Annotated in this window: 22 protein-coding genes; 10 read left to right on the top strand and 12 right to left on the bottom strand. The window is 66.2% G+C overall.

Annotated features, from left to right (window positions below; genetic code table 11):
* Window positions 1–16 precede the first annotated feature (16 nt).
* The 3 genes from QMZ16_RS15140 (at window position 17) to QMZ16_RS15130 (ending at window position 1799) form a co-directional block, all read left to right on the top strand.
* Window positions 17–1204, top strand: coding sequence for a membrane dipeptidase (locus QMZ16_RS15140; RefSeq protein ID WP_282603847.1), 1188 nt, complete (start codon window positions 17–19; stop codon window positions 1202–1204).
* Window positions 1205–1207: 3 nt separating this feature from the next.
* Window positions 1208–1591, top strand: coding sequence for a D-ribose pyranase (gene rbsD, locus QMZ16_RS15135; protein ID WP_282603846.1), 384 nt, complete (start codon window positions 1208–1210; stop codon window positions 1589–1591).
* Between the two features lie 61 nt (window positions 1592–1652).
* Window positions 1653–1799: an entericidin A/B family lipoprotein gene (locus QMZ16_RS15130; RefSeq protein WP_022706728.1), complete on the top strand. Its 147-nt coding sequence runs from the start codon at window positions 1653–1655 to the stop codon at window positions 1797–1799.
* Between the two features lie 43 nt (window positions 1800–1842).
* Here the strand turns inward: QMZ16_RS15130 and lepA are convergent, their stop codons facing one another.
* The 4 genes from lepA to QMZ16_RS15110 form a co-directional block, all read right to left on the bottom strand.
* Window positions 1843–3642, bottom strand: a complete 1800-nt coding sequence (gene lepA, locus QMZ16_RS15125; protein ID WP_022706729.1) for a translation elongation factor 4 — start codon at window positions 3640–3642, stop codon at window positions 1843–1845.
* A 66-nt stretch (window positions 3643–3708) separates the two neighbouring features.
* A complete protein-coding gene (locus tag QMZ16_RS15120) occupies window positions 3709–4404 on the bottom strand; it encodes a type 1 glutamine amidotransferase domain-containing protein (protein WP_282603845.1) in 696 nt (231 codons plus the stop codon).
* Between the two features lie 43 nt (window positions 4405–4447).
* Window positions 4448–5386, bottom strand: coding sequence for a DMT family transporter (locus tag QMZ16_RS15115; protein ID WP_282603844.1), 939 nt, complete (start codon window positions 5384–5386; stop codon window positions 4448–4450).
* The gene (locus QMZ16_RS15110; RefSeq protein ID WP_282603843.1) at window positions 5383–6075 is read right to left on the bottom strand and encodes an HAD family hydrolase; all 693 of its coding nucleotides are present in this window, start codon (window positions 6073–6075) and stop codon (window positions 5383–5385) included. The genes QMZ16_RS15115 and QMZ16_RS15110 overlap by 4 nt, the downstream gene beginning before the upstream one ends.
* Window positions 6076–6230: 155 nt before the next feature.
* On the opposite strand from QMZ16_RS15110, the gene QMZ16_RS15105 reads away from it, so the two are divergent.
* On the top strand, window positions 6231–6533 hold the full coding sequence (locus tag QMZ16_RS15105) for a hypothetical protein (protein ID WP_022706733.1): 303 nt from the start codon (window positions 6231–6233) through the stop codon (window positions 6531–6533).
* A gap of 5 nt (window positions 6534–6538) precedes the next feature.
* Window positions 6539–7216, top strand: coding sequence for an NAD-dependent deacylase (locus tag QMZ16_RS15100; protein WP_282603862.1), 678 nt, complete (start codon window positions 6539–6541; stop codon window positions 7214–7216).
* On the opposite strand, the gene parA is transcribed toward QMZ16_RS15100, so the two are convergent.
* On the bottom strand, window positions 7211–7843 hold the full coding sequence (parA, locus tag QMZ16_RS15095; RefSeq protein ID WP_022706735.1) for a ParA family partition ATPase: 633 nt from the start codon (window positions 7841–7843) through the stop codon (window positions 7211–7213). The genes QMZ16_RS15100 and parA overlap by 6 nt on opposite strands.
* A 159-nt stretch (window positions 7844–8002) precedes the next feature.
* Between parA and QMZ16_RS15090 the strand changes: the two genes are divergently transcribed.
* Window positions 8003–9055 carry a dipeptidase gene (locus tag QMZ16_RS15090; protein WP_282603842.1) on the top strand — a complete coding sequence of 351 codons (1053 nt, stop codon included), beginning with the start codon at window positions 8003–8005 and terminating at the stop codon, window positions 9053–9055.
* A 37-nt stretch (window positions 9056–9092) separates the two neighbouring features.
* Here QMZ16_RS15090 and QMZ16_RS15085 read toward each other — a convergent pair whose 3' ends face one another.
* Window positions 9093–10313, bottom strand: coding sequence for a helix-turn-helix domain-containing protein (locus QMZ16_RS15085; RefSeq protein WP_282603841.1), 1221 nt, complete (start codon window positions 10311–10313; stop codon window positions 9093–9095).
* Window positions 10314–10459: 146 nt separating this feature from the next.
* Window positions 10460–11689: a 5-aminolevulinate synthase gene (gene hemA / locus QMZ16_RS15080; RefSeq protein ID WP_022706738.1), complete on the bottom strand. Its 1230-nt coding sequence runs from the start codon at window positions 11687–11689 to the stop codon at window positions 10460–10462.
* A 162-nt stretch (window positions 11690–11851) separates the two neighbouring features.
* On the opposite strand from hemA, the gene QMZ16_RS15075 reads away from it, so the two are divergent.
* Entirely contained in the window at window positions 11852–13237 is a 1386-nt protein-coding gene (locus QMZ16_RS15075) for a dipeptidase (protein ID WP_282603840.1), read from the top strand.
* Between the two features lie 54 nt (window positions 13238–13291).
* Here QMZ16_RS15075 and QMZ16_RS15070 read toward each other — a convergent pair whose 3' ends face one another.
* Window positions 13292–13900 carry a lytic transglycosylase domain-containing protein gene (locus tag QMZ16_RS15070; protein WP_282603839.1) on the bottom strand — a complete coding sequence of 203 codons (609 nt, stop codon included), beginning with the start codon at window positions 13898–13900 and terminating at the stop codon, window positions 13292–13294.
* Window positions 13901–14175: 275 nt separating this feature from the next.
* Between QMZ16_RS15070 and gatB the strand changes: the two genes are divergently transcribed.
* On the top strand, window positions 14176–15687 hold the full coding sequence (gene gatB / locus QMZ16_RS15065; RefSeq protein ID WP_282603838.1) for an Asp-tRNA(Asn)/Glu-tRNA(Gln) amidotransferase subunit GatB: 1512 nt from the start codon (window positions 14176–14178) through the stop codon (window positions 15685–15687).
* Between the two features lie 50 nt (window positions 15688–15737).
* Window positions 15738–15977: a DUF4177 domain-containing protein gene (locus tag QMZ16_RS15060; protein ID WP_051142294.1), complete on the top strand. Its 240-nt coding sequence runs from the start codon at window positions 15738–15740 to the stop codon at window positions 15975–15977.
* On the opposite strand, the gene QMZ16_RS15055 is transcribed toward QMZ16_RS15060, so the two are convergent.
* From QMZ16_RS15055 to recA, 4 genes are all read right to left on the bottom strand, one after another.
* Window positions 15978–16772 carry a class II glutamine amidotransferase gene (locus tag QMZ16_RS15055; RefSeq protein WP_282603837.1) on the bottom strand — a complete coding sequence of 265 codons (795 nt, stop codon included), beginning with the start codon at window positions 16770–16772 and terminating at the stop codon, window positions 15978–15980.
* Between the two features lie 65 nt (window positions 16773–16837).
* Window positions 16838–17134 (bottom strand): DUF1330 domain-containing protein, encoded by a 297-nt coding sequence (locus QMZ16_RS15050; protein WP_282603836.1) that lies wholly within the window; start codon window positions 17132–17134, stop codon window positions 16838–16840.
* Complete coding sequence (gene alaS, locus QMZ16_RS15045) at window positions 17131–19788, bottom strand: alanine--tRNA ligase (protein ID WP_282603835.1); 2658 nt, start codon at window positions 19786–19788, stop codon at window positions 17131–17133. The genes QMZ16_RS15050 and alaS overlap by 4 nt, the downstream gene beginning before the upstream one ends.
* Window positions 19789–19947: 159 nt before the next feature.
* Window positions 19948–21021 carry a recombinase RecA gene (recA, locus tag QMZ16_RS15040; protein WP_282603834.1) on the bottom strand — a complete coding sequence of 358 codons (1074 nt, stop codon included), beginning with the start codon at window positions 21019–21021 and terminating at the stop codon, window positions 19948–19950.
* Between the two features lie 236 nt (window positions 21022–21257).
* Between recA and QMZ16_RS15035 the strand changes: the two genes are divergently transcribed.
* The gene (locus QMZ16_RS15035) at window positions 21258–21842 is read left to right on the top strand and encodes a hypothetical protein (RefSeq protein WP_282603833.1); all 585 of its coding nucleotides are present in this window, start codon (window positions 21258–21260) and stop codon (window positions 21840–21842) included.
* Window positions 21843–21916: the final 74 nt, after the last annotated feature.

Genomic DNA, 21916 nt, shown 5'->3' with positions numbered 1-21916 from the left:
TCAGTCGGAGGGGACCATGTGGAAGAAGATTGCGGCAGGCACGGGCCTGCTGCTTGTCGCGGGCGGGGCTGCGTTCTTCAGCTTCGCACCCGCCTATGTCGAACGCGGAATGAACCCGCTGACCATGCCCGAGGACGGGTGGGAGATCACCCCCGAGGCGCAGGACCTGCATGACGGGCTGACCATCGGGGACTGGCATTCCGACGCGCTGCTGTGGGATCGCGACCTGCTGACCCGCGTCGATCACGGCCATACCGATGTGCCGCGCCTGCAGGAAGGCAATGTCGCGCTGCAGGTCTTCACCACCGTCACCAAAAGCCCGCGCGGCCAGAACTATGCCGAGAACAGCGCCGAGGCGCCCGACAACATCACGCCCCTGTTCATCGGTCAGCTGCGTCCCATCCCCGCCTGGACATCGCTCAAGGCACGCGCCCTGGTGCAGGCGCGCGCGCTGCGCGACGCGGCCGAGCGTGACCCCGACGCGCTGCGCGTCATCCGCACCCGCACCGACCTGACCGAGCTGCTGGCCGCAAGGCAGGCGGGCGCGAACACGGTCGGCGGCATCCTGGGGTCCGAGGGTGGCCACCCGCTGGAAGGCGACATCGCGGCCCTGGACGAGCTGTACGATGCGGGCTTTCGCCTGATCGGGCTGACACATTTCTTCGACAACGAACTGGGCGGCAGCCTGCATGGCGAAGGCGGCACCGGCGCGGGTCTTTCGGATTTCGGGCGGCAGGTCGTGGCCGGGATGGTCGAACGCGACATGATCGTCGATCTGGCCCATGCAAGCCCGCAGATGGTGCGCGACGTGCTGCAGATCGAAGGCGTGCGCCCCGTCCTGTCCCATACCGGCATCCACGGCCATTGCCCCAGCCCCCGCAACCTCTCCGACGAGCTGGTGCGCGGGATCGCCGACAAGGGCGGGCTGATCGGCATCGGCTTCTGGTCGGACGTCGTCTGCGGCCCGACACCTGCCGACGTGGCCGCGTCGATCAAGGCCGCGATCCTGCTGGTGGGCGAGGATCACGTCTCGCTCGGGTCGGATCACGACGGATCGGTGGACAGCCCCTTCGGCGCGGCGCATCTTGCGGCGCTGACGCAGGCGCTGATCGATGCCGGCCTGACCGAGGCGCAGATCGCCAAGGTGATGGGCGGGAACATGGTGGGCTTCCTTCTGGACAGCCTGCCGGATGACGAAGGATAGGACATGAAGAAGACGACTTTGCTGAACGCCCGGCTTTCGGGGCTGATCGCATCCATGGGGCATGGCGACCTGATCGTGATCGGGGATGCGGGCCTGCCCGTCCCGCCGGGGGTCGAGGTGATCGACCTTGCCGTCACGCGCGGCCTGCCCGGTGTGTTCGACGTGCTGGACGCGATCCTGTCCGAACTGGAGGTCGAGCGTTCGGCCCTTGCGACCGAAGCCTCGGTCGATCTGTCCGCGCGCTTCCGCGAGCGCGCCATCGGCCAGGTCGAGACGCTGCCCCACGAGGAATTCAAGCGCCGGTCCCAGGCTGCGCGGGCGGTGATCCGCACGGGCGAATGCACGCCATATGCGAATATCTGCCTCTGGGCCGGGGTGGCGTTCTAGGGGGCAGGAACCGGCCTGCCGATGGCGACGTTTCAACCGCAGACAAATTCGGAGGTTTGAAATGTCCCGGAAGTTCCTTGGCCTCGGTGCCATCCTTGCCCTGATGGGCCTTGCCGCCTGCGAGACCGTTCAGGGTGCGGGGCGCGACATCTCGACCGCGGGCGCGGTCATCCAGGAGGAAAGCGCCGAGGCGCAGGCCGGCCTGTAAAATCGAAAGGCCCCCGGATCGCCGGGGGCCTTTCCTTTTCGGATCAGTTGTCCATCTTCAGGGCCTGGATGAAGGCGGTCTGCGGGATCTCGACCTTGCCGAACTGCCGCATCTTCTTCTTGCCGGCCTTCTGCTTCTCCAGCAGCTTCTTCTTCCGCGTCGCGTCGCCGCCATAGCATTTGGCGGTCACGTCCTTGCGCATGGCCGACAGCGTCTCGCGCGCGATGACGCGGCTGCCGATCGCGGCCTGGATCGGGATCTTGAACATGTGCCGCGGGATCAGCTCCTTCAGCTTCTCGACCATGACGCGGCCCCGGCTCTCGGCGCGGTCGCGATGGACCATCATCGCCAGCGCGTCCACCGGCTCGTCGTTCACCAGCACCGACATCTTCACGAGGTTGTCCTCGCGGTATTCGCTGATCTGGTAATCGAAGCTGGCATAGCCCTTGGTGACCGATTTCAGGCGGTCGTAGAAGTCGAACACGACTTCGGCCAGCGGCAGGTCATAGACCGCCATCGCGCGGCTGCCCGCATAGGTCAGGTCCATCTGGATGCCGCGACGGTCTTGGCACAGCTTCAGCACGTCGCCCAGATATTCGTCGGGGACCATGATGGTCGCCTTGATGCGCGGCTCGGTGATGTGGTCGATCAGCGTCATGTCGGGCATGTCGGCGGGGTTGTGCAGGTCGCGCACCTCGCCATCCTTCATGTGCAGCTTGAAGACCACCGAAGGCGCGGTGGTGATCAGGTCCAGATCGTATTCGCGTTCCAGGCGGTCGCGGATCACCTCCAGATGCAGCAGCCCGAGGAAGCCGCAGCGGAACCCGAAGCCGAGCGCGGCCGAGGTTTCCATCTCGTAGCTGAAGCTCGCGTCGTTCAGGGCCAGCTTCTCGATCGCCTCGCGCAGCGCCTCGAAATCGTTGGCGTCCACCGGGAACAGCCCGCAGAAGACCACCGGCTGCGCGGGCTTGAAGCCCAGCAGCGCGCGGTCGGTCGGCTTCTTTTCATGCGTGATGGTGTCGCCGACGCGGGTGTCGCGGACCTGCTTGATCGAGGCGGTGAAGACCCCGATCTCGCCCGGGCCGAGTTCCGCGATATCCTTCATCGCGGGCGTCAGCACGGCCAGCTTGTCCAGGCGATAGGTCGCGCCGGTCTGCATCATCTTGACCTGGTCGCCCTTGCGGATGACGCCGTCCATGACGCGGATCATGACGACGACGCCAAGATAGGCATCGTACCAGCTGTCGACCAGCATCGCCTTGAGGGGCGCATCGCGGTCGCCCTTGGGCGCGGGCAGACGGTGGACGATGGCCTCCAGCACGTCGGGGATGCCCATGCCGGATTTCGCGCTGATCGGGATGGCCTGCGACGCGTCGATGCCAATCACGTCCTCGATCTGTTCCTTGACGCGGTCGGGTTCCGCCGCAGGCAGGTCGATCTTGTTCAACACCGGGACGATCTCGTGGTCGGCGTCGATGGCCTGGTACACGTTCGCCAGCGTCTGCGCCTCGACGCCCTGCGTGGCGTCGACGACCAGCAGGCTGCCCTCGACCGCGCGCATCGACCGGCTGACCTCGTAGGCGAAATCGACGTGGCCCGGCGTGTCGATCAGGTTCAGGATATAGGTATGCCCATCCTGCGCCGGATAGGCGATGCGAACGGTGTTCGCCTTGATGGTGATCCCCCGCTCACGCTCGATGTCCATGGCATCGAGGATCTGGTTCTTCATGTCGCGTTCGGCGACAGTCCCCGTCAGCTGGATCAGCCGGTCGGCGAGGGTGGATTTTCCGTGGTCGATATGCGCCACGATGGAGAAGTTGCGAATGCGGTCGAGCTCGGTCATGGCCGGGCTATACAGGGCCGCGAGGCGCTGGAAAAGAGGATTCAAGCACCCCGCGGCACAAGGTCGTCAGATGACGGTCGGCAGATCGGCCGCCGCAATCATCAGCCGCGCCACCTCGGCCGAGGATTGCGGGTTCTGACCGGTGACCAGCTTGCCGTCGGCAAGGGCATAGGACGACCAGTTCTCGCCCGCGCTGTATTCGCCGCCCTGCTCCTTCAGGCGGTCCTCCAGCAGGAAGGGGACGGTGCCCGACAGGCCCACGGCCTCTTCCTCGGAGTTCGAGAAACCGGCGACGCGGCGGCCCTTGACCAGCGGATCGCCGTTCGACAGCGTCGCGCCCAGAAGCCCCGCCGGACCGTGGCAGACGGCACCGACGACGGCGCCCTTCTCGAACGCCTCGGCCAGCAGGCGACCAAGCGCCTCGTTCTGGGGCAGGTCCCACATGGTGCCGTGGCCGCCCGGCAGGAAGACGATGTCGCAACCCGAGACCTGGACATCCGCGACCTTCTCGGTGTTGTTCAGGCGGTTCATGGCGGCGTCGTCGGCCAGGAAGCGGCGGACGTCGTCGGTCATCGCGTCATCGGCCTCGCTGCTGGGATCGGCGGGCGGGCGTCCGCCTTCGATGGACGCGATCTCGATGTGGTAGCCGGCATCGGACAGCGCCCAGTAGGGGGCTGCCAGTTCTTCCCAGTAGAAGCCGGTGGGCGTGTCGGTGTCGCCCATCCTGCCATGCGAGGTGAGGATGATCAGTGCCTTGGGCATGGTGGTCTCCGATAGCTGTTCGACCAACAAATGTATGGCCGTCCTAGCGGGTTCCATCGCCCCGACGCCGACGGGACGCGCGCAGCAGGCTGCCGACGACCTGCCTGCCGCCGCCGCGCAGACGGGCCTCGCGCCACATGGCATAGCCCCCTGCCCCCGCGATCAGCGCCGCACCCGCCAGCGTGAGGGCGTCGGGCCGTTCACCGAAGACGAGGGCCGCGATGATCAGCGCGAAGCCCAGCCGGGCATAGCGGAAGGGCGCGACCATCGACGCCTCGCCCATGCGCAGGGCCGCGACCATGACCGCGTATCCGCTGACGCCGAAGACGACGGTCCCCGCGACATGCACCCATTCGATCGGCGTCGGCATGGCCAGCGTTTCGGACCGCAGCAGGATCAGCACGATCCCCGCCGGAACGATCGCGCCATAGGCCGCGCCCGACAGGATGTCGGATGGCAGATCGGCTGGGACCAGCCGCGTGACCAGATCGCGCAGAGCCAGACCGAAGACCCCGACCACGGCCCACAGCATCACAGGATCGAAGGATTGCGTGCCGGGCCGCAGGATCAGCAGGACGCCCGCAAAGCCCAGGATCACCGACAGCCAGCGGCGCCAGCCGACCGTCTCGCCCAGAAACAGCGCCCCGCCCATGACCAGCGCCAGCGGCAGCACCTGAAGGATCGCGGCGGTCGCGGCCAGGTCGCCCTTGGCCAGCGCCGTGACGAAACCGACGGCGCCGATGATCTCGCCCAGGGTGCGCAGCAGGACGACGGGGCGAAGGATGTCGCGCGACAGCATGCGACCGCCCCGAAGCCGCAGCCTGATCCAGAAGATCGCCGCACCCGGCAGGCCGGTCAGGACCAGAAGCAGCCCGACGCCCATGCCCGCGCCCAGCAGCTTGATGAAGGCGTCCTCGATCGCGAACAGCGCCATCGCGGCGACCATCAGCAGTGCAGCGCGGCCATTCGCCTCGGCGCTCATGCGGTACGGATCCGGTCCAGAAGGTCGGGCAGTTCGGCCAGCGTCGCGATCCGGCGGAAGCGCGGATCCTCAGGCTCTTCGGCATGTTCCAGCACCCAGGTCATCTCGTGCGGGACATGCACGCCCCAGCCGCCAAGCTCGATCACCGGGATCACGTCGCTTTTCAGCGAATTGCCGGCCATCAGGAAGGTTTCGGGAACGATCCCCTGCGCGGCAAGGACGCGGGCATAGGCCTCGGGCGATTTCTCGGCCAGGATCTCGACCGAGGCGAAGCGTTCCGCAAGGCCGGACGCCGCGACCTTGCGTTCCTGGTCCATCAGGTCGCCCTTGGTGATCAGCATCAGGCGATGGCCGGACAGGCGGTCCAGCGCATCCTCGACCCCCGGCAGCAGGTTGACGGGATGGGCCAACATCTCCTGCCCCAGTTCCAGGATGCGGTGGATCGTGCGACCGTCCACCGCACCGTCGGTCAGCTGGATCGCGGTTTCCACCATCGACAGCATGAACCCCTTGATGCCATAGCCATAGCGTTCGAGGTTCGCGCGTTCGACATCGACCAGCCGCGCGGCGATGTCGCCCGGTTCGGCATGGACCGACAGCATCGCGCAGAATTCCTCTTCGGTCAGCCGGAAGAAGCTCTCGTTTTCCCACAGGGTGTCGTCGGCATCGAGGCCGATGGCGCGGATCATGTGCCCTCCTGGCGCCCGCATGGGGCGATTTGTCCGCACCCGCGCGATTGAGCGGCGGGGGCGCTGATGCTATGATACCGGCTGCATGCGGGATCGCGAAGACCGGATCAACCGGCGGACCGCTGCCCGAGGATCAGGAAACCGAGGAGACAGTCATGTTCAATCGCCTAGTGATCGCGGCCGCCGCGGTCGTGCTGACGACGCCGCTTGCGATGGCGGGGCCCATCGACAACGCATGCGTCCGTTCCGACCGCGCGCGCGGCAACGCCCCCCTGTGCGGCTGCATCCAGCAGGTCGCAAACCGGTCGCTGTCGCGGTCCGACCAGCGCCGCGCGGCGCAGTTCTTCCGCGACCCGCACCGCGCCCAGGAGGTGCGGATGTCCAAGCGCGATTCCGACAACGCCTTCTGGCGCCGCTATCGCAACTTCGCCTCCCAAGCCGAGGCGCTGTGCCGGTAAGCCGCCTGCGGATCACGGTGCTGACCGGCGCCGGGATCTCGGCCGAGAGCGGGTTGCAGACCTTCCGCGCCTCGGACGGGCTGTGGGAGGATCACCGGATCGAGGACGTGGCGACGCCCGAGGGCTTTGCCCGCGATCCCGAACTGGTGCATCGCTTCTACAACATGCGTCGCGCCGCGGCGTCCGAGGCGCAGCCAAACGCGGCGCATCGCGCGCTGGCGCAACTGCAGGATCATCACGACCTGACGCTGGTCACGCAGAACGTCGACGCCCTGCACGAACGCGGCGGCAGCCGCGACGTGATCCACATGCATGGCGCGCTTGACGGGGCGCTGTGCGCGGAATGCGACCATCGCTGGCCCGCGCCCGCGATCATGTCGCCGGACGACCGCTGCCCCAACTGCGGCGCGCCCGCGACCCGGCCCGACATCGTCTGGTTCGGAGAGATCCCCTATCACATGGACCGGATCTGGACCGCGCTCGAGGGCGCGGACCTGTTCGTCGCGATCGGCACGTCGGGCAATGTCTATCCCGCGGCGGGATTTGCGCAGCACGCGTCGCGCAACGGGGTCGAGTGCGTGGAGTTCAACCTTCAGACCAGCATGAACGCCCGCGATTTCGACCGCCAGATCATGGGGCCGGCATCCGAAACCGTGCCCGAATGGGTCGCCACGCTGCTATAGCCGGGACAGGATCTCGTCGGTCAGGCCATTGACCTCGTCGCTGGCGGGACCGCGCCGCGCGGTTTCTGACGCACCCAGCCCCGCGCCGAGGCTCTCGGCATATGCCACACGGTTCGCAAGCTGCGTATCGGCCAGCGCCGCACCAAGGCCCTGCGCCCCTGCCGCAACCTCGGCCGCAAGGCGGGTATTGGGGCGGGTACGGTTCAGCACGATCAGCACGTCCGCCTTCTCGCGCTTGGCAAGATCCAGCACGCCCTCGGTCGCCCACAGGTCCACCTGGCTGCTGGCGACGGGCACCAGAACAAGGTCGGCCACGCGCAGCGCCGGGCGCAGGTCGCTGTCGATCTTGGGCGGCGTGTCGATGATGACGAAATCGAAGCGCTTCTTCAGCTTCTCGGATTCGTAGCTGGCCCCCCAGGCGGAAGAGGTCGAGAAATCCATCGCCTCGTCCTCGCCCCTCGACTGCATGCGTTCCATGAACCAGCGGCCCATGCTGCCCTGCGGATCGGTATCGACCAGCGCCACGGAATGGCCCCGCGCGTGCAGGCAGACGGCCAGGTTGACCGCCAGCGTCGTCTTGCCCGATCCGCCCTTCTGCTGCGCGACGGTGATGATGCGGCCTGCCATGAAGATGCCCCTTACCGATGGTCCTTCCGGGCAGGTTAACGAAGCGTCACGCGATTGCACGGAATTTCTGCGCTTGCATCATCTTGGTGGTGCAACAGGATTGCACACCCCGGAAAGCGCGGGCATGTTTGCACAAAATGAAAAGACAGGAGCACAGGGATGACGCCGATCTTCGACGGCCACAACGATCTTTTGCAACGCATCGTCGCGGCCGGGGCCGGCGGACAGGACCTGTGGCTGAAGGGGAACGGGCGCGGCCACCTGGACCTGCCGCGCATCCGCAAGGGCGGCATGGTCGGCGGCTTCTTCGCGATCTGGGTCCCCTCGCCCGCCGGTCTGGACGATGACGAGAGCCTCCGCCAGCTCGAGAATCCGCCCTTCCGCCTACCCCTGCCCGAGCCGATCGCCCCTGACGCCGCCCTGCCCCACGCGATGGCGCAGGCCGCGGCCCTGCTGTCGCTGGAACGCACCGGCACGCTGCGCGTCGTTCGCGACGCCGCCGATCTGCGCGACGCCATCGCGCAGGGCCAGATCGCCGCGATCATGCACATGGAGGGGATCGAGGCGATCCCGGACATGGACGCGCTGCATCTGTGGCACCGGATGGGGCTGCGGTCGCTCGGGCCGGTCTGGTCGCGGAACACGCGCTTTGCCGAAGGAGTGCCCTTCGCCTTCCCGGCTTCGCCCGATATCGGCGCGGGCCTCAGCGCGGAGGGCAAGCGGCTGGTCGCGGAATGCAACAAGCTGCGGATCATGCTGGACCTGTCGCATCTGAACGAGGCCGGCTTCGACGATGTCGCCGCGCTGTCGGATGCGCCGCTGGTCGCCAGCCACAGCTGCGCCCACGCGCTGTGCGAAAGCAGCCGGAACCTGACGGATCGACAGCTTCAGGTCATCGCCCAAAGCCGCGGCCTTGTCGGCCTGAACTTCGCCTCGAGCTTCCTGCGCAAGGATGGGCGGCGTCTGCCGCTGGACGATCTGGACGTGATGATCCGCCACATGGACCACATGATGGGCATCCTGGGCGAGGACGGCGTGGCGCTCGGGTCGGATTTCGATGGCGCGTTGATGCCCGCCGACCTTGCGGATGCGGCTGCACTGCCGAACCTCGTCGCCGTGATGGAGAAGGCAGGCTATGGGCAGGAACTGATCGCCAAGATCACGCACCGGAACTGGATCTCGGTGCTGGAACGCACCTGGAAGCCCTCCTGAACGAAAAAGGCCCGGTCGATGGACCGGGCCTTGTCATTCATTCCGACGTCTGATCGTCGGGGGGTGTGCCGGTATCCGCCTGCGCGACGGCCACCATCTCGGCCAGCTCGGGATCGGCCCCCAGATCGGCAAGCTCATACGCTTGGGTCAGGCTGTCGGATGCCAGCGCGATATTGCTGACGACCTGCGCGCCGGGCGCGGCAGGGCCATAGGTCTGTCCGTTCACCGCGAAGTAGATCGCGCCGGAATTGCCCGTCCGCAGGGTCGGCGCCTCTTCCAGCTTGGGCAGGGTGAAGCGTTCGCCCGCATCCATGATCTTTTCCAGAAGGACCGTGCCATCGGCTGCCTTGACACGGACCCATGCGGGACGCGCGGCCATCAGCTCCAGCTCGGGCGCATCGGGGGCGGTCGTGCTGACGCCTGCCTCGGCCAGCTGCTGTTCCGGCTGCGAGGGGCCCTCGACCTCGGTCGGCTGAGGCACCTCGGTCACCTGCCCTGCGGCGGCGATCACACTCTCGACCGCGGCGGCATTCTCGATAATGCCCGGATCGATGGCCGCGATGGGGCCGTCGCGCGCGGTCAGCACCGGCGCCTCGAGGATCTGCGGACGATAGAGACGGTCCAGCGATTCCGGCTGCGGCAGGTTCTGCGCAAGCGTGGCGCTGCCGTTCTGTTCGATGGTCGGATCGACGATGCCCGCGCCCTTGGTCGGGTCAAGCTCGGCCACGATGCTGGGCGTGTCGTCGCCCGGCGCAAGCGTGACGCGCTGCACCTCTTGCAGGACGGCATAGCCGCCATAGGCAAGCCCGCCGATCAGCGCGACCAGAACCAGCATCGCGCCGACGGCGCCGGGCTGGATCTCGGACCAGAAGCTTTTCTTCTGCGGGATGAACAGCGCGCGGGGATTGGCCAGCGCCTCGGCCGGATCAGACGGACGGCGTGCGGGCTTGGGACCGGATGCTGCGGCGGCCATGCCGTGGGTCGGCTGGAAACCGGATTCCTGGCAGAACCGGCGGAAGGTCCAGTCGGGGTCCATGCCCAGATAACGGGCATAGGAACGCACATAGCCCGAAATGAAACTGGGCGTGTCGAACGACGTGATATCGCAATTCTCGATCGCGGCGACATAGGACGCCCTGATGCGCAGCTCTCGCTGAACATCAAGAAGCGACTTGCCCAAAGTCGCCCGCTCGCCCCGCATGAGATCGCCCAAACGTGTATCTTCGTCGAGGAAATGCACGTCTTCCTCCACTTGCACGAAGTCCTCTGCCGGGTGTTTTGCCCGCAGCCTGCTCATCCCGAATGCCTCATCCGCCCCTATGGCCCACTCCGAATCGGAGATTAGGCCAGCTTCTTTACCAACACGTTATCACGGCGGCGAGAGCAGTTCACGGGCAGATTTCGTCAGGCGCTCAATTCGGCACGATTCAGCGCGCATTGGGACCAGAGGTTGTCCATCGCGCGCACCAGGTGGTCGATCTGCTTGGGATCGTGCACCGGCGACGGCGTAAAGCGCAGCCGCTCGGTCCCGCGCGGAACGGTCGGGAAGTTGATCGGCTGGACATAGATGCCGAAGTCGCGCAGCAGCATGTCGGACAGCGCCTTGCAATGCACTGGGTGCCCGACATGGACCGGCACGATGTGGCTGCCGTGATCGATGATCGGCATGCCGAGCGATTTCAGGCGCATCTTCAGGATGCGCGCATGCAGCTGCTGGGCATCCCGCAACTTCTGCCCCTCGGGCGTCTTCAGGAACGCGATCGAGGCCGCCGCACCTGCAGCCACCGCCGGCGGAAGCGAGGTCGTGAAGATGAAGCCCGGCGCATAGGACCGCACCGCGTCGCACATCTTGGCGCTGGCCGCGATATAGCCGCCGAAGACGCCGAATGCCTTGCCGAGCGTGCCGTTGATGATGTCGATGCGCCCCGTCAGGCGGTCGCGTTCGGACACCCCGCCGCCGCGCGGGCCGTACATGCCGACCGCGTGAACCTCGTCCAGATAGGTCAGGGCACCGAATTCCTCGGCGATGTCGCAGATCGCCTCGATCGGGCCGAAATCGCCGTCCATGGAATAGATCGACTCGAACGCGATCAGCTTGGGGGCCGCAGGGTCGTCGGCCTCCAGCAGCTCGCGCAGGTGGTCCAGATCGTTGTGGCGGAAGATGCGCTTGGCGCCGCCGTTGCGCTTGATCCCCTCGATCATCGAGGCGTGGTTCAGCGCGTCGGAGTAGATGATCAGGCCCGGGAACAGCTTGGGCAGCGTCGAAAGCGTCGCGTCATTGGCGATATAGGCGCTGGAAAAGACCAGCGCGGCCTCTTTGTGGTGCAGATCGGCCAGCTCGGCCTCGAGCCGCTTGTGATAGACGGTGGTCCCGCTGATGTTGCGCGTGCCGCCCGACCCCGCGCCGGTGGCGTCCAGCGCCTCGTGCATGGCCGACAGGACCGCCGGATGCTGGCCCATGCCCAGATAGTCGTTGCCGCACCAGACCGTGATTTCCTGCTTCTGCCCGTCCGGACGGTTCCAGACCGCCTGGGGGAAACGGCCCTTGTCACGCTCGATATCGATGAAGGTGCGATAGCGCCCTTCGTCGTGAAGCCGTGCAATGGCAGAATCCAGAGCAGCGTCGTAATTCATGGCGGGCGTTCCCTTGCGTAACCTGGCTGGGTGCGATCATCTGCGATCACGCGCGTTGCCGCCTTGATAGAGGTCAAAGCGCCGAAGTGACAGTCTAAAAACGATGCATCCGGTAAAAGATGCCTCGTCAAACCCAACAAAAACAGTGGAAAGATAGGTTTCATGGGCATCGACGCAAGGCTTGGCGACATCCTGACGCAGCTTGACCAAGGGCGCGAGGAAGCGCTTTCGCGGCTGTTCGAACTGCTGCGGATTCCCTCGATCTCGACCGACCCGGAATACGCCCCCGAAGTGCGCCGCGCCGCCGAATGGCTGGTCGCCGAACTGACGGATCTGGGGCTGGATGCGAAGCTGCACGACACGACCGGCCATCCGATGGTGGTGGCGCACACGCCTTCGGGCGATGCGCGTCCGGTGCTGTTCTACGGCCATTACGACGTGCAGCCGGTCGATCCGCTGATTCTGTGGGACCGCGATCCGTTCGATCCCGAACTGCAGGACACGCCCGACGGCACGGTGATCCGCGCGCGCGGCGCGTCCGACGACAAGGGCCAGCTGATGACCTTCGTCGAGGCGCTGCGTGCGTGGAAGGCCGTCCACGGCACCCTGCCCTCCGACCTGGTGCTGCTGTTCGAGGGCGAGGAGGAATCCGGTTCCCCCTCGCTGCTGCCCTTCCTCGAGGCGCATCGCGACGAGCTGTCGGCATCCATCGCGCTGATCTGCGACACGGGCCGCTATTCCGACGGGCGTCCGGCGATCACTACGCAGCTGCGCGGGCTGGTGGGCCAGGAGGTCGTGATCCGCGGCGCCGATCGCGACCTGCATTCGGGCGCCTTCGGTGGGCTGGCCGCGAACCCGATCATGGTGCTGTCGCAGGCGCTCGCGGCGCTCAAGGATACGGATGGCCGCGTCACCCTGCCCGGCTTCTATGACGGGGTCGAGGACCTGCCCGAACAGCTGGCCCGCGACTGGGAGGCGCTGAACTTTGACGCGCAGGCCTTCCTGGGCGGTGTCGGCCTCAAGACCCCCATCGGTGAAAAGGGCCGCACCCCGCTGGAGATGCAGTGGAACCGCCCCACCGCCGAGATCAACGGCATCGCGGGGGGATATGCGGGCGACGGCTTCAAGACCGTCCTGCCCGCCGAGGCCCGCGCCAAGGTCAGCTTCCGCCTGACCGGCCAGCAGGACCCGGCGAAGGTCCGCGAGGCGTTCCAGGCGCATGTCCGCAGCTTCGTCCCCGACGACTGCCGGGTCGAGTTCCACGACCACGGCGCAAGCCCGGCCAGCGTCATGGACATCACCGATCCCGCCTTCGGCCTTGCCCGCCAGGCCCTGTCCGACGAATGGCAGCAAGAGGCCGTCTTCATCGGTGCAGGCGGGTCCATCCCCATCGCGGGCGATTTCAAGCGGATGCTGGGCATGGACACGATGCTGATCGGCTTTGCCAAGGACGACGACCGCATCCATTCGCCGAACGAGAAATACGACCTCGAAAGCTTCGAGAAGGGCGCGCGGTCCTGGGCGCGCATCCTTGCTGCGCTGCGATAAGGGAAAGGGGCGGTGTTCTCACCGCCCCTTCTTCGTCCCCCGCTCGATTATCTCTCAGCTCTCGGTCGAGCAGTAGCTCTGCGACGAGGTCCATGCCGCGATGTCGGCCCGCTTGCGGTCGCTGCGCATCGGCGCCCAGTCGCGGGCAACGCCGCGCCAGCCGTCGCCATCATGCGCGACCGCGTTGTCGCGTCCGACCTGGTGCGACATGATCTTGACCGCGCAGGACATGTTGTCGGCGCCGTTCTTGATGTTGCCGGTGCAGCCATAATGCCGCCAGGTCGCGGGCGCGATTTGCATCAGCCCCAGCCAGCGGCCGCCGCCACCCGAAGCCTGCGGGTTATAGGTGCTTTCGTGCTTGGCCACCGCCGACAGCAGGCCCGCCCAGAACGCACGGCGGCCCGTCTGGGTCAGCTCGCGATAGTTGGGGCAGTACTCGTTGATGTCCTGGGGCACCTGCGACAGGATCGTCGCCCCTTCGCGGTCCAGTGCCGCCAGCGTCGCGCGGGTCCATTCGCTGGATCCCTGCTGTCCCCACCGCATCGGAGGCGTTTGCGCCAGGGCCATCTCCTGCACTTGGACCTCGGCCTTTTCCTCGGCCTTCGGGGTTTGGGTGCAGGCAGTGGCAACGGCCAGTGCGGCAAGAGAGAGCGCGACGCGCATTCGGACCTCGGCGGGTTGTTTCGTCGCCGTCCTGATTATCGACCCCGCGGAATCCCGCAAGCTTGGCGTGGCAAGCTCGGCAAGATCACGCCAATCGCCCGCGATGCGTGACGCAATCCCGCCCAAGGCCCGGCGAAATCCCGAATTCGTTAGAATGCGCGCGATTTTCGTGCTTGGCGGGCGCCCTCGAATCGCGGGCGTCATTGCGGCCCGTGACAAGCCCCGCGCCATCGCGTAGAAGCCCGCCAAGACCGATAGAACGCAATGAGGCGCCGATGCTTGACCTGACCTTCACCCCACCCGAGCCCAAGGTGATCCAGGGCGCGACAAGCGACTGGGAACTGGTGATCGGGCTGGAGGTCCACGCGCAGGTGGCCTCGAAGGCCAAGCTGTTCTCGGGCGCGTCCACCGAATTCGGGGCCGAACCCAACAGCAACGTGGCCTTCGTCGACAGCGCGATGCCCGGCATGCTGCCCGTCATCAACGAGTTCTGCGTGGCACAGGCCGTGCGCACGGGTCTGGGCCTGAAGGCCGCGATCAACCTGTTCAGCGCCTTCGACCGCAAGAACTACTTCTATCCCGACCTTCCGCAGGGCTATCAGATCAGCCAGCTCTATCACCCCATCGTGGGCGAGGGAGAGGTGATCGTGGACATGGCACCGGGCATCGCCCGCCGCGTCCGCATCGAACGCATCCACCTGGAACAGGACGCGGGCAAGTCGATCCACGACATGGATCCCAACATGTCCTTCGTCGACCTGAACCGCACCGGCGTCGCCCTGATGGAGATCGTCAGCCGCCCCGACATCCGCGGCCCCGAAGAGGCTGCGGCCTATGTCGGCAAGCTGCGCCAGATCATGCGTTACCTGGGCACCTGCGACGGGAACATGCAGAACGGCAACCTGCGCGCCGACGTCAATGTCAGCGTCTGCAAGCCCGGCGCATACGAAAAATACCAGGAGACCGGCGATTTCGGCCATCTGGGCACCCGCTGCGAGATCAAGAACATGAACTCGCTGCGCTTCATCCAGGCCGCAATCGACTACGAGGCCCGCCGCCAGATCGCCATCCTCGAGGATGGCGGCAAGATCGTGCAGGAAACGCGCCTTTACGATCCCGACAAGGGCGAGACGCGGTCGATGCGGTCCAAGGAAGAGGCGCATGATTATCGCTACTTCCCCGATCCCGACCTGCTGCCGCTGGAGATCGAGCAGGCATGGGTGGACGACATCGCCGCCGACATGCCCGAGCTGCCGGACGAGAAGAAGGCGCGTTTCGTCAAGGATATGGGCCTGTCGGAATACGACGCAGGCGTCCTGACCGCCGAGGTCGAGAGCGCGAACTTCTTCGAGGCGGTCGCCTCGGGGCGCGATGGCAAGATGGCCGCGAACTGGGTCATCAACGAGCTGTTCGGCCGCCTGAACAAGGAAGGGCTGACCATCCAGACCTCGCCCATCTCGGCGGCACAGCTGGGCGGCGTGATCGATCTGATCGCCAAGGGCGACATCTCGGGCAAGATCGCCAAGGACCTGTTCGAGATCCTGTGGACCGAAGGCGGCGACCCGGCCGAGATCGTCGAGGCCCGCGGCATGAAGCAGGTCACCGACCTCGGCGCCATCGAGGCCGCGGTCGACGAGATCATTGCCGCGAACCCCGCGCAGGTCGAGAAGGCCAAGGCCAACCCGAAGCTGGCAGGCTGGTTCGTTGGTCAGGTCCTGAAGGCCACGGGCGGCAAGGCCAACCCCGCCGCCGTCAACGAACTGGTCGCGAAGAAGCTGATCGGCTGACCCCGCATCCGCCGCGGGCGACCGCGGCGGCTTTCCCTTCAGGAGGACGCATGGACGCCTTTGAATACACGGTCATTCCCGCCCCCTCTCGCGGGGAAAAGGACAGCCAGGCCAAGACCGCGACCGACCGCTATGCGCTGGCCGTCACGTCCGAGCTGAACCGCATGGCGGCAGAGGGCTGGGAATACCTGCGCGCCGAGGCCCTGCCGAGCGAGGAGCGCAGCGGACTGACCGGGCGCGTCACGACCTATCACAACCTGCTGGTGTTCCGTCGCCCGAAGAAGCGCTGATCACGCCGCGCGGGTCAGGCGCATCGGGGCGAATTCCTCGATCCTGACCTGCGCGCGGTCGAAGGTGCAGAAACTGCCGGGCGGCACCTCGATCCAGTCCGCCTGGTCCTGCTCCAGCGGTTCGGAGACCACGGCGAAACCCTGCCTGCTGTTCGACCACCGATAATAGAGCGAGGGCGCGTGCTCGTCGCTGGCCGTCCGCAGGGCGAACAGCCGCCGACCGTCCGACAGCGCGCAGGCCGCGCGCATATGCGGCGCCTCGCCCCGCTCTCGCGCCAGGGCGGTCAACCGGCCTATCGCGATCTCCAACGCGGATTTCGGATCCTCGTCCAGCCCCGCCCCAAGCGCGATCAGGAACAGCGCCTCGCTGTCGGTCGCGCCGATGCGATGCCCGTATTGCGCATCCGCGATCAGCGCATCGGCCTGCCTGCGGAACCCGTCATAGCCGCCGAACTGACCGTTATGCATGAAGGACCAGCGCCCCACCGCGAAGGGATGGCAGTTGTTCCGACTGGTCGCCGTCCCGGTCGAGGCCCGCACATGCGCAAGGAACAGGCCGGACCGCACCTGCCCGACAAGGCTGCGAAGATTGGGGTCGGACCATGCGGGCATGACATCGCGGTAAAGACCCGGCTCGGGCCGTTCACCGTACCAGGCAAGCCCGAACCCGTCGGCGTTCACCGGCGTCGGGCAGCGCGTCGCGCCCTGGCTCTGCCGGATCAGCGAGTGCGCCGGTCGGCTGACGATGTCTTCCAGGAATATCGGTTGGCCCACATAGGCGGCCCAACGGCACATGGCACTGCCCCATCATGACTGCTTTGCGACAGTCCTAGCATGACGGGGCAGGCATTGGCACGCGGTTACGTCGCGGCGGGTGCCTCTTCGACGATCACCAGGTCGCGTTCGCTCGCGCCCTTGGCATGTTCCAGCGCTGCCTGGTACTCGCTGCTTTCATAGCAGGCAACAGCGGCCTCGAGGCTGGGGAAGCGCACGACGACGTTGCGCGCGCGATCGCGCCCCTCGAGCTGTTTGTGACGGGAACCGCGGGCAAGGAAAACCCCGCCATGGCCCTCGATCGCCGGACCCGCAGCCTTGGCATAGCGGCCATAGGCTTCGGCATCCGTCACATGAACATTGGCAATCCAGAGTGCGGTCATTTGCTGTCCTCGATCAGTTTGCGTGCGTCCTGGAACGCGGTTTCCGCGGCCGCAAGCGAGGGGGCGCCGCCCTGTGCGCGGTCGGGGCGGCCGCCACCGCCCTTGCCGCCAAGCGCCGCGGTCGCCGCCTGGACCAGTGCGACCGCGCTGATCCGATCCGTCAGATCGGCGGTCACCCCGGCCGCGACCGTGGCCTTGCCATCGGCTTCGGCCAGAACCAGAACCGCGCCGCTACCCAGCTGCGACTTCATGTCATCGACCAGGCCGCCCAGCTCCTTGCCGCCGACGCCCTCAACCGTGCGACCGATGAATTTCACGCCCGCGATCTCCTCGGCCTCGGATGCGCCACCGGCACCCATCGCCAGCTGGCGCTTCAGCTGCGCGACCTCGTTGGCCAGCGCCTTGCGTTCATCGGACAACGCCTTGACGCGGTTGACGACCTCGCCCGCCTGCGCCTTGAGGATGCCCGCGATCTCGCCCAGTTGGCGATCGGCGTCGCGCAGGTGGTCCATCGCAGCCTGGCCCGTCAGCGCCTCGATCCGGCGCACGCCCGCGCTGGATGCGCTGTCGCTCAGCAGCGCGAAGGCACCGATATCGCCGGTGCGCGCGACATGCGTGCCGCCGCACAGTTCCAGCGAATAGGTCCGGCCATCCGTGCCCTTGCCGCTGCCATCCTGCGCGCCCATCGACACGACGCGAACCTCGTCACCGTATTTCTCGCCGAACAGGGCCTGCGCGCCGATCGCGCGGGCATCGTCCGGCGTCATGATGCGCGTCACGACCGGGCTGTTCTGGCGGACGTATTCGTTCACCTCGGCCTCGATCCGCGACATTTCATCGGGGGTGACGGCATGGTTGTGGCTGAAATCGAAGCGCAGGCGGTCCGGCGCGTTCAGGCTGCCCCGCTGCGCGACGTGATCGCCAAGCGCGCGACGCAGCGCCTCGTGCAGCAGGTGCGTGGCCGAGTGGTTCGCACGGATCGCGCCGCGACGGTCGTGATCGACCGACAGCTGCGCGCCCTGCCCCGGCGCGATGGTGCCCATCGTCACCTCGGCCTGATGCAGGAAGACGCCCGCCACCTTCTTGGTGTCGGTCACGCGTGCCGCGCCGGTCTCGGTCTTGATCAGGCCGGTATCCCCGACCTGACCGCCGGATTCCGCATAGAAGGGCGACTGGTTGACGACGATTGCAATGCTTGCGCCCTCGGCGGCCTCGGTCACGGCAGCACCATCGGCGACAAGCGCCAGAACCTGGCCCTCGGCCTCTTCGGTTTCATAGCCCAGGAATTCGGTCGCGCCATGCTCTTCGGCCAGTTCGAACCAGATCGCGGCATCCTTCGTCTCGCCCGAGCCGCTCCAGGCGGCGCGCGCCTTGGCCTTCTGCTCGGCCATGGCGCTGTCGAAGCCCTCGGTATCGACGGCGCGGCCCTTCTCGCGCAGCGCGTCCTGCGTCAGGTCCAGCGGGAAGCCATAGGTGTCGTACAGCTTGAATGCGGCCTCGCCCGGCAGGTTCGCACCCTCGGGCAGCTTGCCCAGCTCGTCATCCAGCAGGCGCAGACCGCGGTCCAGCGTCTGGCGGAAGCGCGTCTCCTCGGACCGCAGCGTTTCCTCGATCAGGGCCTGCGCGCGGTTCAGTTCGGGATAGGCCGCGCCCATCTGGTGGACCAGCGACGGCACCAGGCGATGCATAAGCGGGTCCTGCGCGCCCAGGATGTGGGCGTGGCGCATCGCGCGGCGCATGATGCGGCGCAGGACGTATCCACGCCCCTCGTTGCTGGGCATGACGCCATCGGCGATCAGGAAGCTCGTGGACCGCAGGTGGTCCGCGATGACGCGGTGATGCACCTTGCCCGGCCCGTCGGGGTCCGCGCTGGTCGCATGCGCGCTGGCCTCGATCAGGCTGCGCATCAGGTCGGTGTCATAGTTGTCGTGCTTGCCCTGCAGCAGCGCGCCGATGCGTTCCAGCCCCATGCCGGTATCGATCGACTGCATGTCCAGCGCGCGCATCGAGCCGTCCTCGAACTGCTCGTTCTGCATGAAGACGATGTTCCAGATCTCGATGAAGCGGTCGCCATCCTCGTCGGGCGAACCCGGAGGGCCGCCCCAGATGTGGTCGCCATGGTCGAAGAAGATCTCGGTGCAGGGACCGCAGGGGCCGGTCGGGCCCATCTGCCAGAAATTGTCGCTGGTCGGAATGCGGATGATGCGGTCGTCGGACAGGCCCGCGACCTTCTTCCAGATGTCCGCGGCCTCGTCATCGGTGTGATAGACGGTGACCAGCAGCTTTTCCTTCGGGATGCCGAATTCCTTGGTCAGCAGTTCCCAGGCATAGGGGATCGCCTCGGTCTTGAAGTAGTTGCCGAAGCTGAAATTGCCCAGCATCTCGAAGAAGGTGTGGTGCCGGGCGGTATAGCCCACATTGTCCAGGTCGTTGTGCTTGCCGCCTGCACGGACGCATTTCTGCGCGCTGGTCGCACGGTTGTAGTCGCGCGTCTCGACCCCGGTGAACAGGTTCTTGAACTGGACCATCCCCGAATTCGCGAACATCAGCGTCGGGTCGTTGCGCGGAACGAGCGGGCTGCTGTCGACGACACGGTGGCCGTTCTTTTCGAAGTAGCCGAGGAAGGTGGAACGGATATCGTTCAAGCTGGGCATGGCGGGCCTTCATGCAATGAGTACTGTGCCGGCAGACCGGTTTGCCGGATGGTCTAACGGCCCCCCGCAGCGCTGTCCAGCAATCGCGGACGGGCGGAACGCAGAACGCCGGGCGCATGGCCCGGCGTTCGTGCGGTTTCCCGGTCGATCGGTCCCCGGTCAATCCTCGGTCAGGGCGTCGTCGCCCTCGCCGCCATCCATGCCGAACTCCAGTCCGTGGCTGGCGCGGATCTTGTCCTCGATCGCATAGGCGACCTCGGGGCGGTCGCGCAGGAACTGCTTGGCGTTCTCGCGGCCCTGGCCGATACGCTCGTCGCCATAGGAATACCAGGCGCCCGACTTCTCGACCACGCCGGCCTTCACGCCCAGGTCGATCAGCTCGCCGACCTTGCTGATGCCCTGGCCATACATGATGTCGAAATCGACCTGCCGGAACGGAGGCGCGACCTTGTTCTTGACGACCTTCACGCGGGTCGTGTTGCCCGTCACCTCGTCGCGGTCCTTGACCGAACCGGTGCGGCGGATGTCCAGGCGGACCGAGGCATAGAACTTCAGCGCGTTGCCGCCCGTGGTCGTCTCGGGGCTGCCGAACATCACGCCGATCTTCATGCGGATCTGGTTGATGAAGATGACCATGCAGTTGCTGCGCCCGATGCTGGCGGTCAGCTTGCGCATCGCCTGGCTCATCAGGCGGGCCTGGCTGCCCATCTGCATGTCGCCCATGTCGCCCTCGATCTCGGATTTGGGCGTCAGCGCCGCGACCGAGTCGACCACCACGAGATTCACCGCGCCCGAGCGGACCAGCGTGTCCACGATCTCCAGCGCCTGCTCGCCCGTGTCGGGCTGGCTGATCAGCAGCTCGTCCAGGTTCACGCCCAGCTTCTTGGCGTATTGCGGATCCAGCGCGTGCTCGGCGTCGACGAATGCGCAGACCCCGCCCTTCTTCTGTTCCTCGGCCACGACGTGCAGCGTCAGCGTCGTCTTGCCCGAGCTTTCCGGCCCGAAGATCTCGATGATGCGGCCCTTCGGCAGGCCGCCGATGCCAAGCGCGATATCGAGGCCAAGCGAGCCGGTCGAGGTCGCCTCGATCTCAGCGACGGGGCTGTCCTTGCCAAGCTTCATGATCGAGCCCTTGCCGAACTGGCGTTCGATCTGGGCCAGGGCGCTGTCGAGGGCCTTCTGCTTGTCGGCAGTCCGTTTGTCAGTCATGTCGAAAATGCTCGCCTGTGCCATTCAATCATCCTTGTTATTCCACAGCCCCCCGTTCGGGGCAATCAAAACACCGGTGGATGTTCGCTTCTTGTTCTGTCCATAGATGCGACAGTTCACAGACGATTTCAAGATGATCTTGGTTAACATCCCATCCGCCCGCCAAGCATAGGCGGCGATGTCTTAACGAACCGTTTACACGCACGCCCGCTTTCGATATTCCGGTTTGGGAAAACGAAATCCGAGGATCGACGACTGGCATGCTGATATTCTGGGAACAAAGGCTCGTATTCCTGGCAAACCCCAAGACCGGTTCTTCGGCTATCGAGATGGCGCTGGAATCGCTTGCCTCGGCGGCATTGCAGCGGCCCGCCCTACTGAAGCACACCGATGTCGCGACCTTTCGTCGCCATGTCGGCCCCTGGCTTCAGGCACAGACGGGCGAGGCGTTCACGACTGTCGCGCTGATGCGCGAACCCGTCGACTGGCTGCGCAGCTGGTATCGCTTCAAGCTGCGCGACGATCACGACGACCCCCACCACGCCATGCAGGGCGTCAGCTTCGCACGCTTTGCGGAACTCTATGCCGCAGATGACGGACCTTCACGGCTGGGCATCGGGTCGCAGGCGGGCTTCCTGACCGATGGCGACGCCCATGCCGACTGCATCTTCCGCTATGAGCAGATCCAGGACTTCGTGGACTTCCTCGAGAACCGGCTCGATTGCGCGATCGAGCTGCCGCGCATCAACGTCCCGCCAAGCGTCGACGTGGCCCTGTCCGACGAGGCCGAGGAAGACCTGCGCGAACTGATGGCCGAGGACATGATGCTGTACGACAGCATCTAGGGTCAGGACTCGTTCTCTCTCAAAGCCAGAAGATTACGGTCGCAGCGAGTGCTATTGCTGAGAAGAAGGTTTGC

Source organism: Paracoccus sp. PARArs4 (genome assembly GCF_947311865.1).
Taxonomy (GTDB): Bacteria; Pseudomonadota; Alphaproteobacteria; order Rhodobacterales; family Rhodobacteraceae; genus Paracoccus; species Paracoccus zeaxanthinifaciens.
The sequence above is the reverse complement of the archived record's forward strand: the minus strand, read 5'-3'. Positions and strand labels throughout refer to the sequence as shown.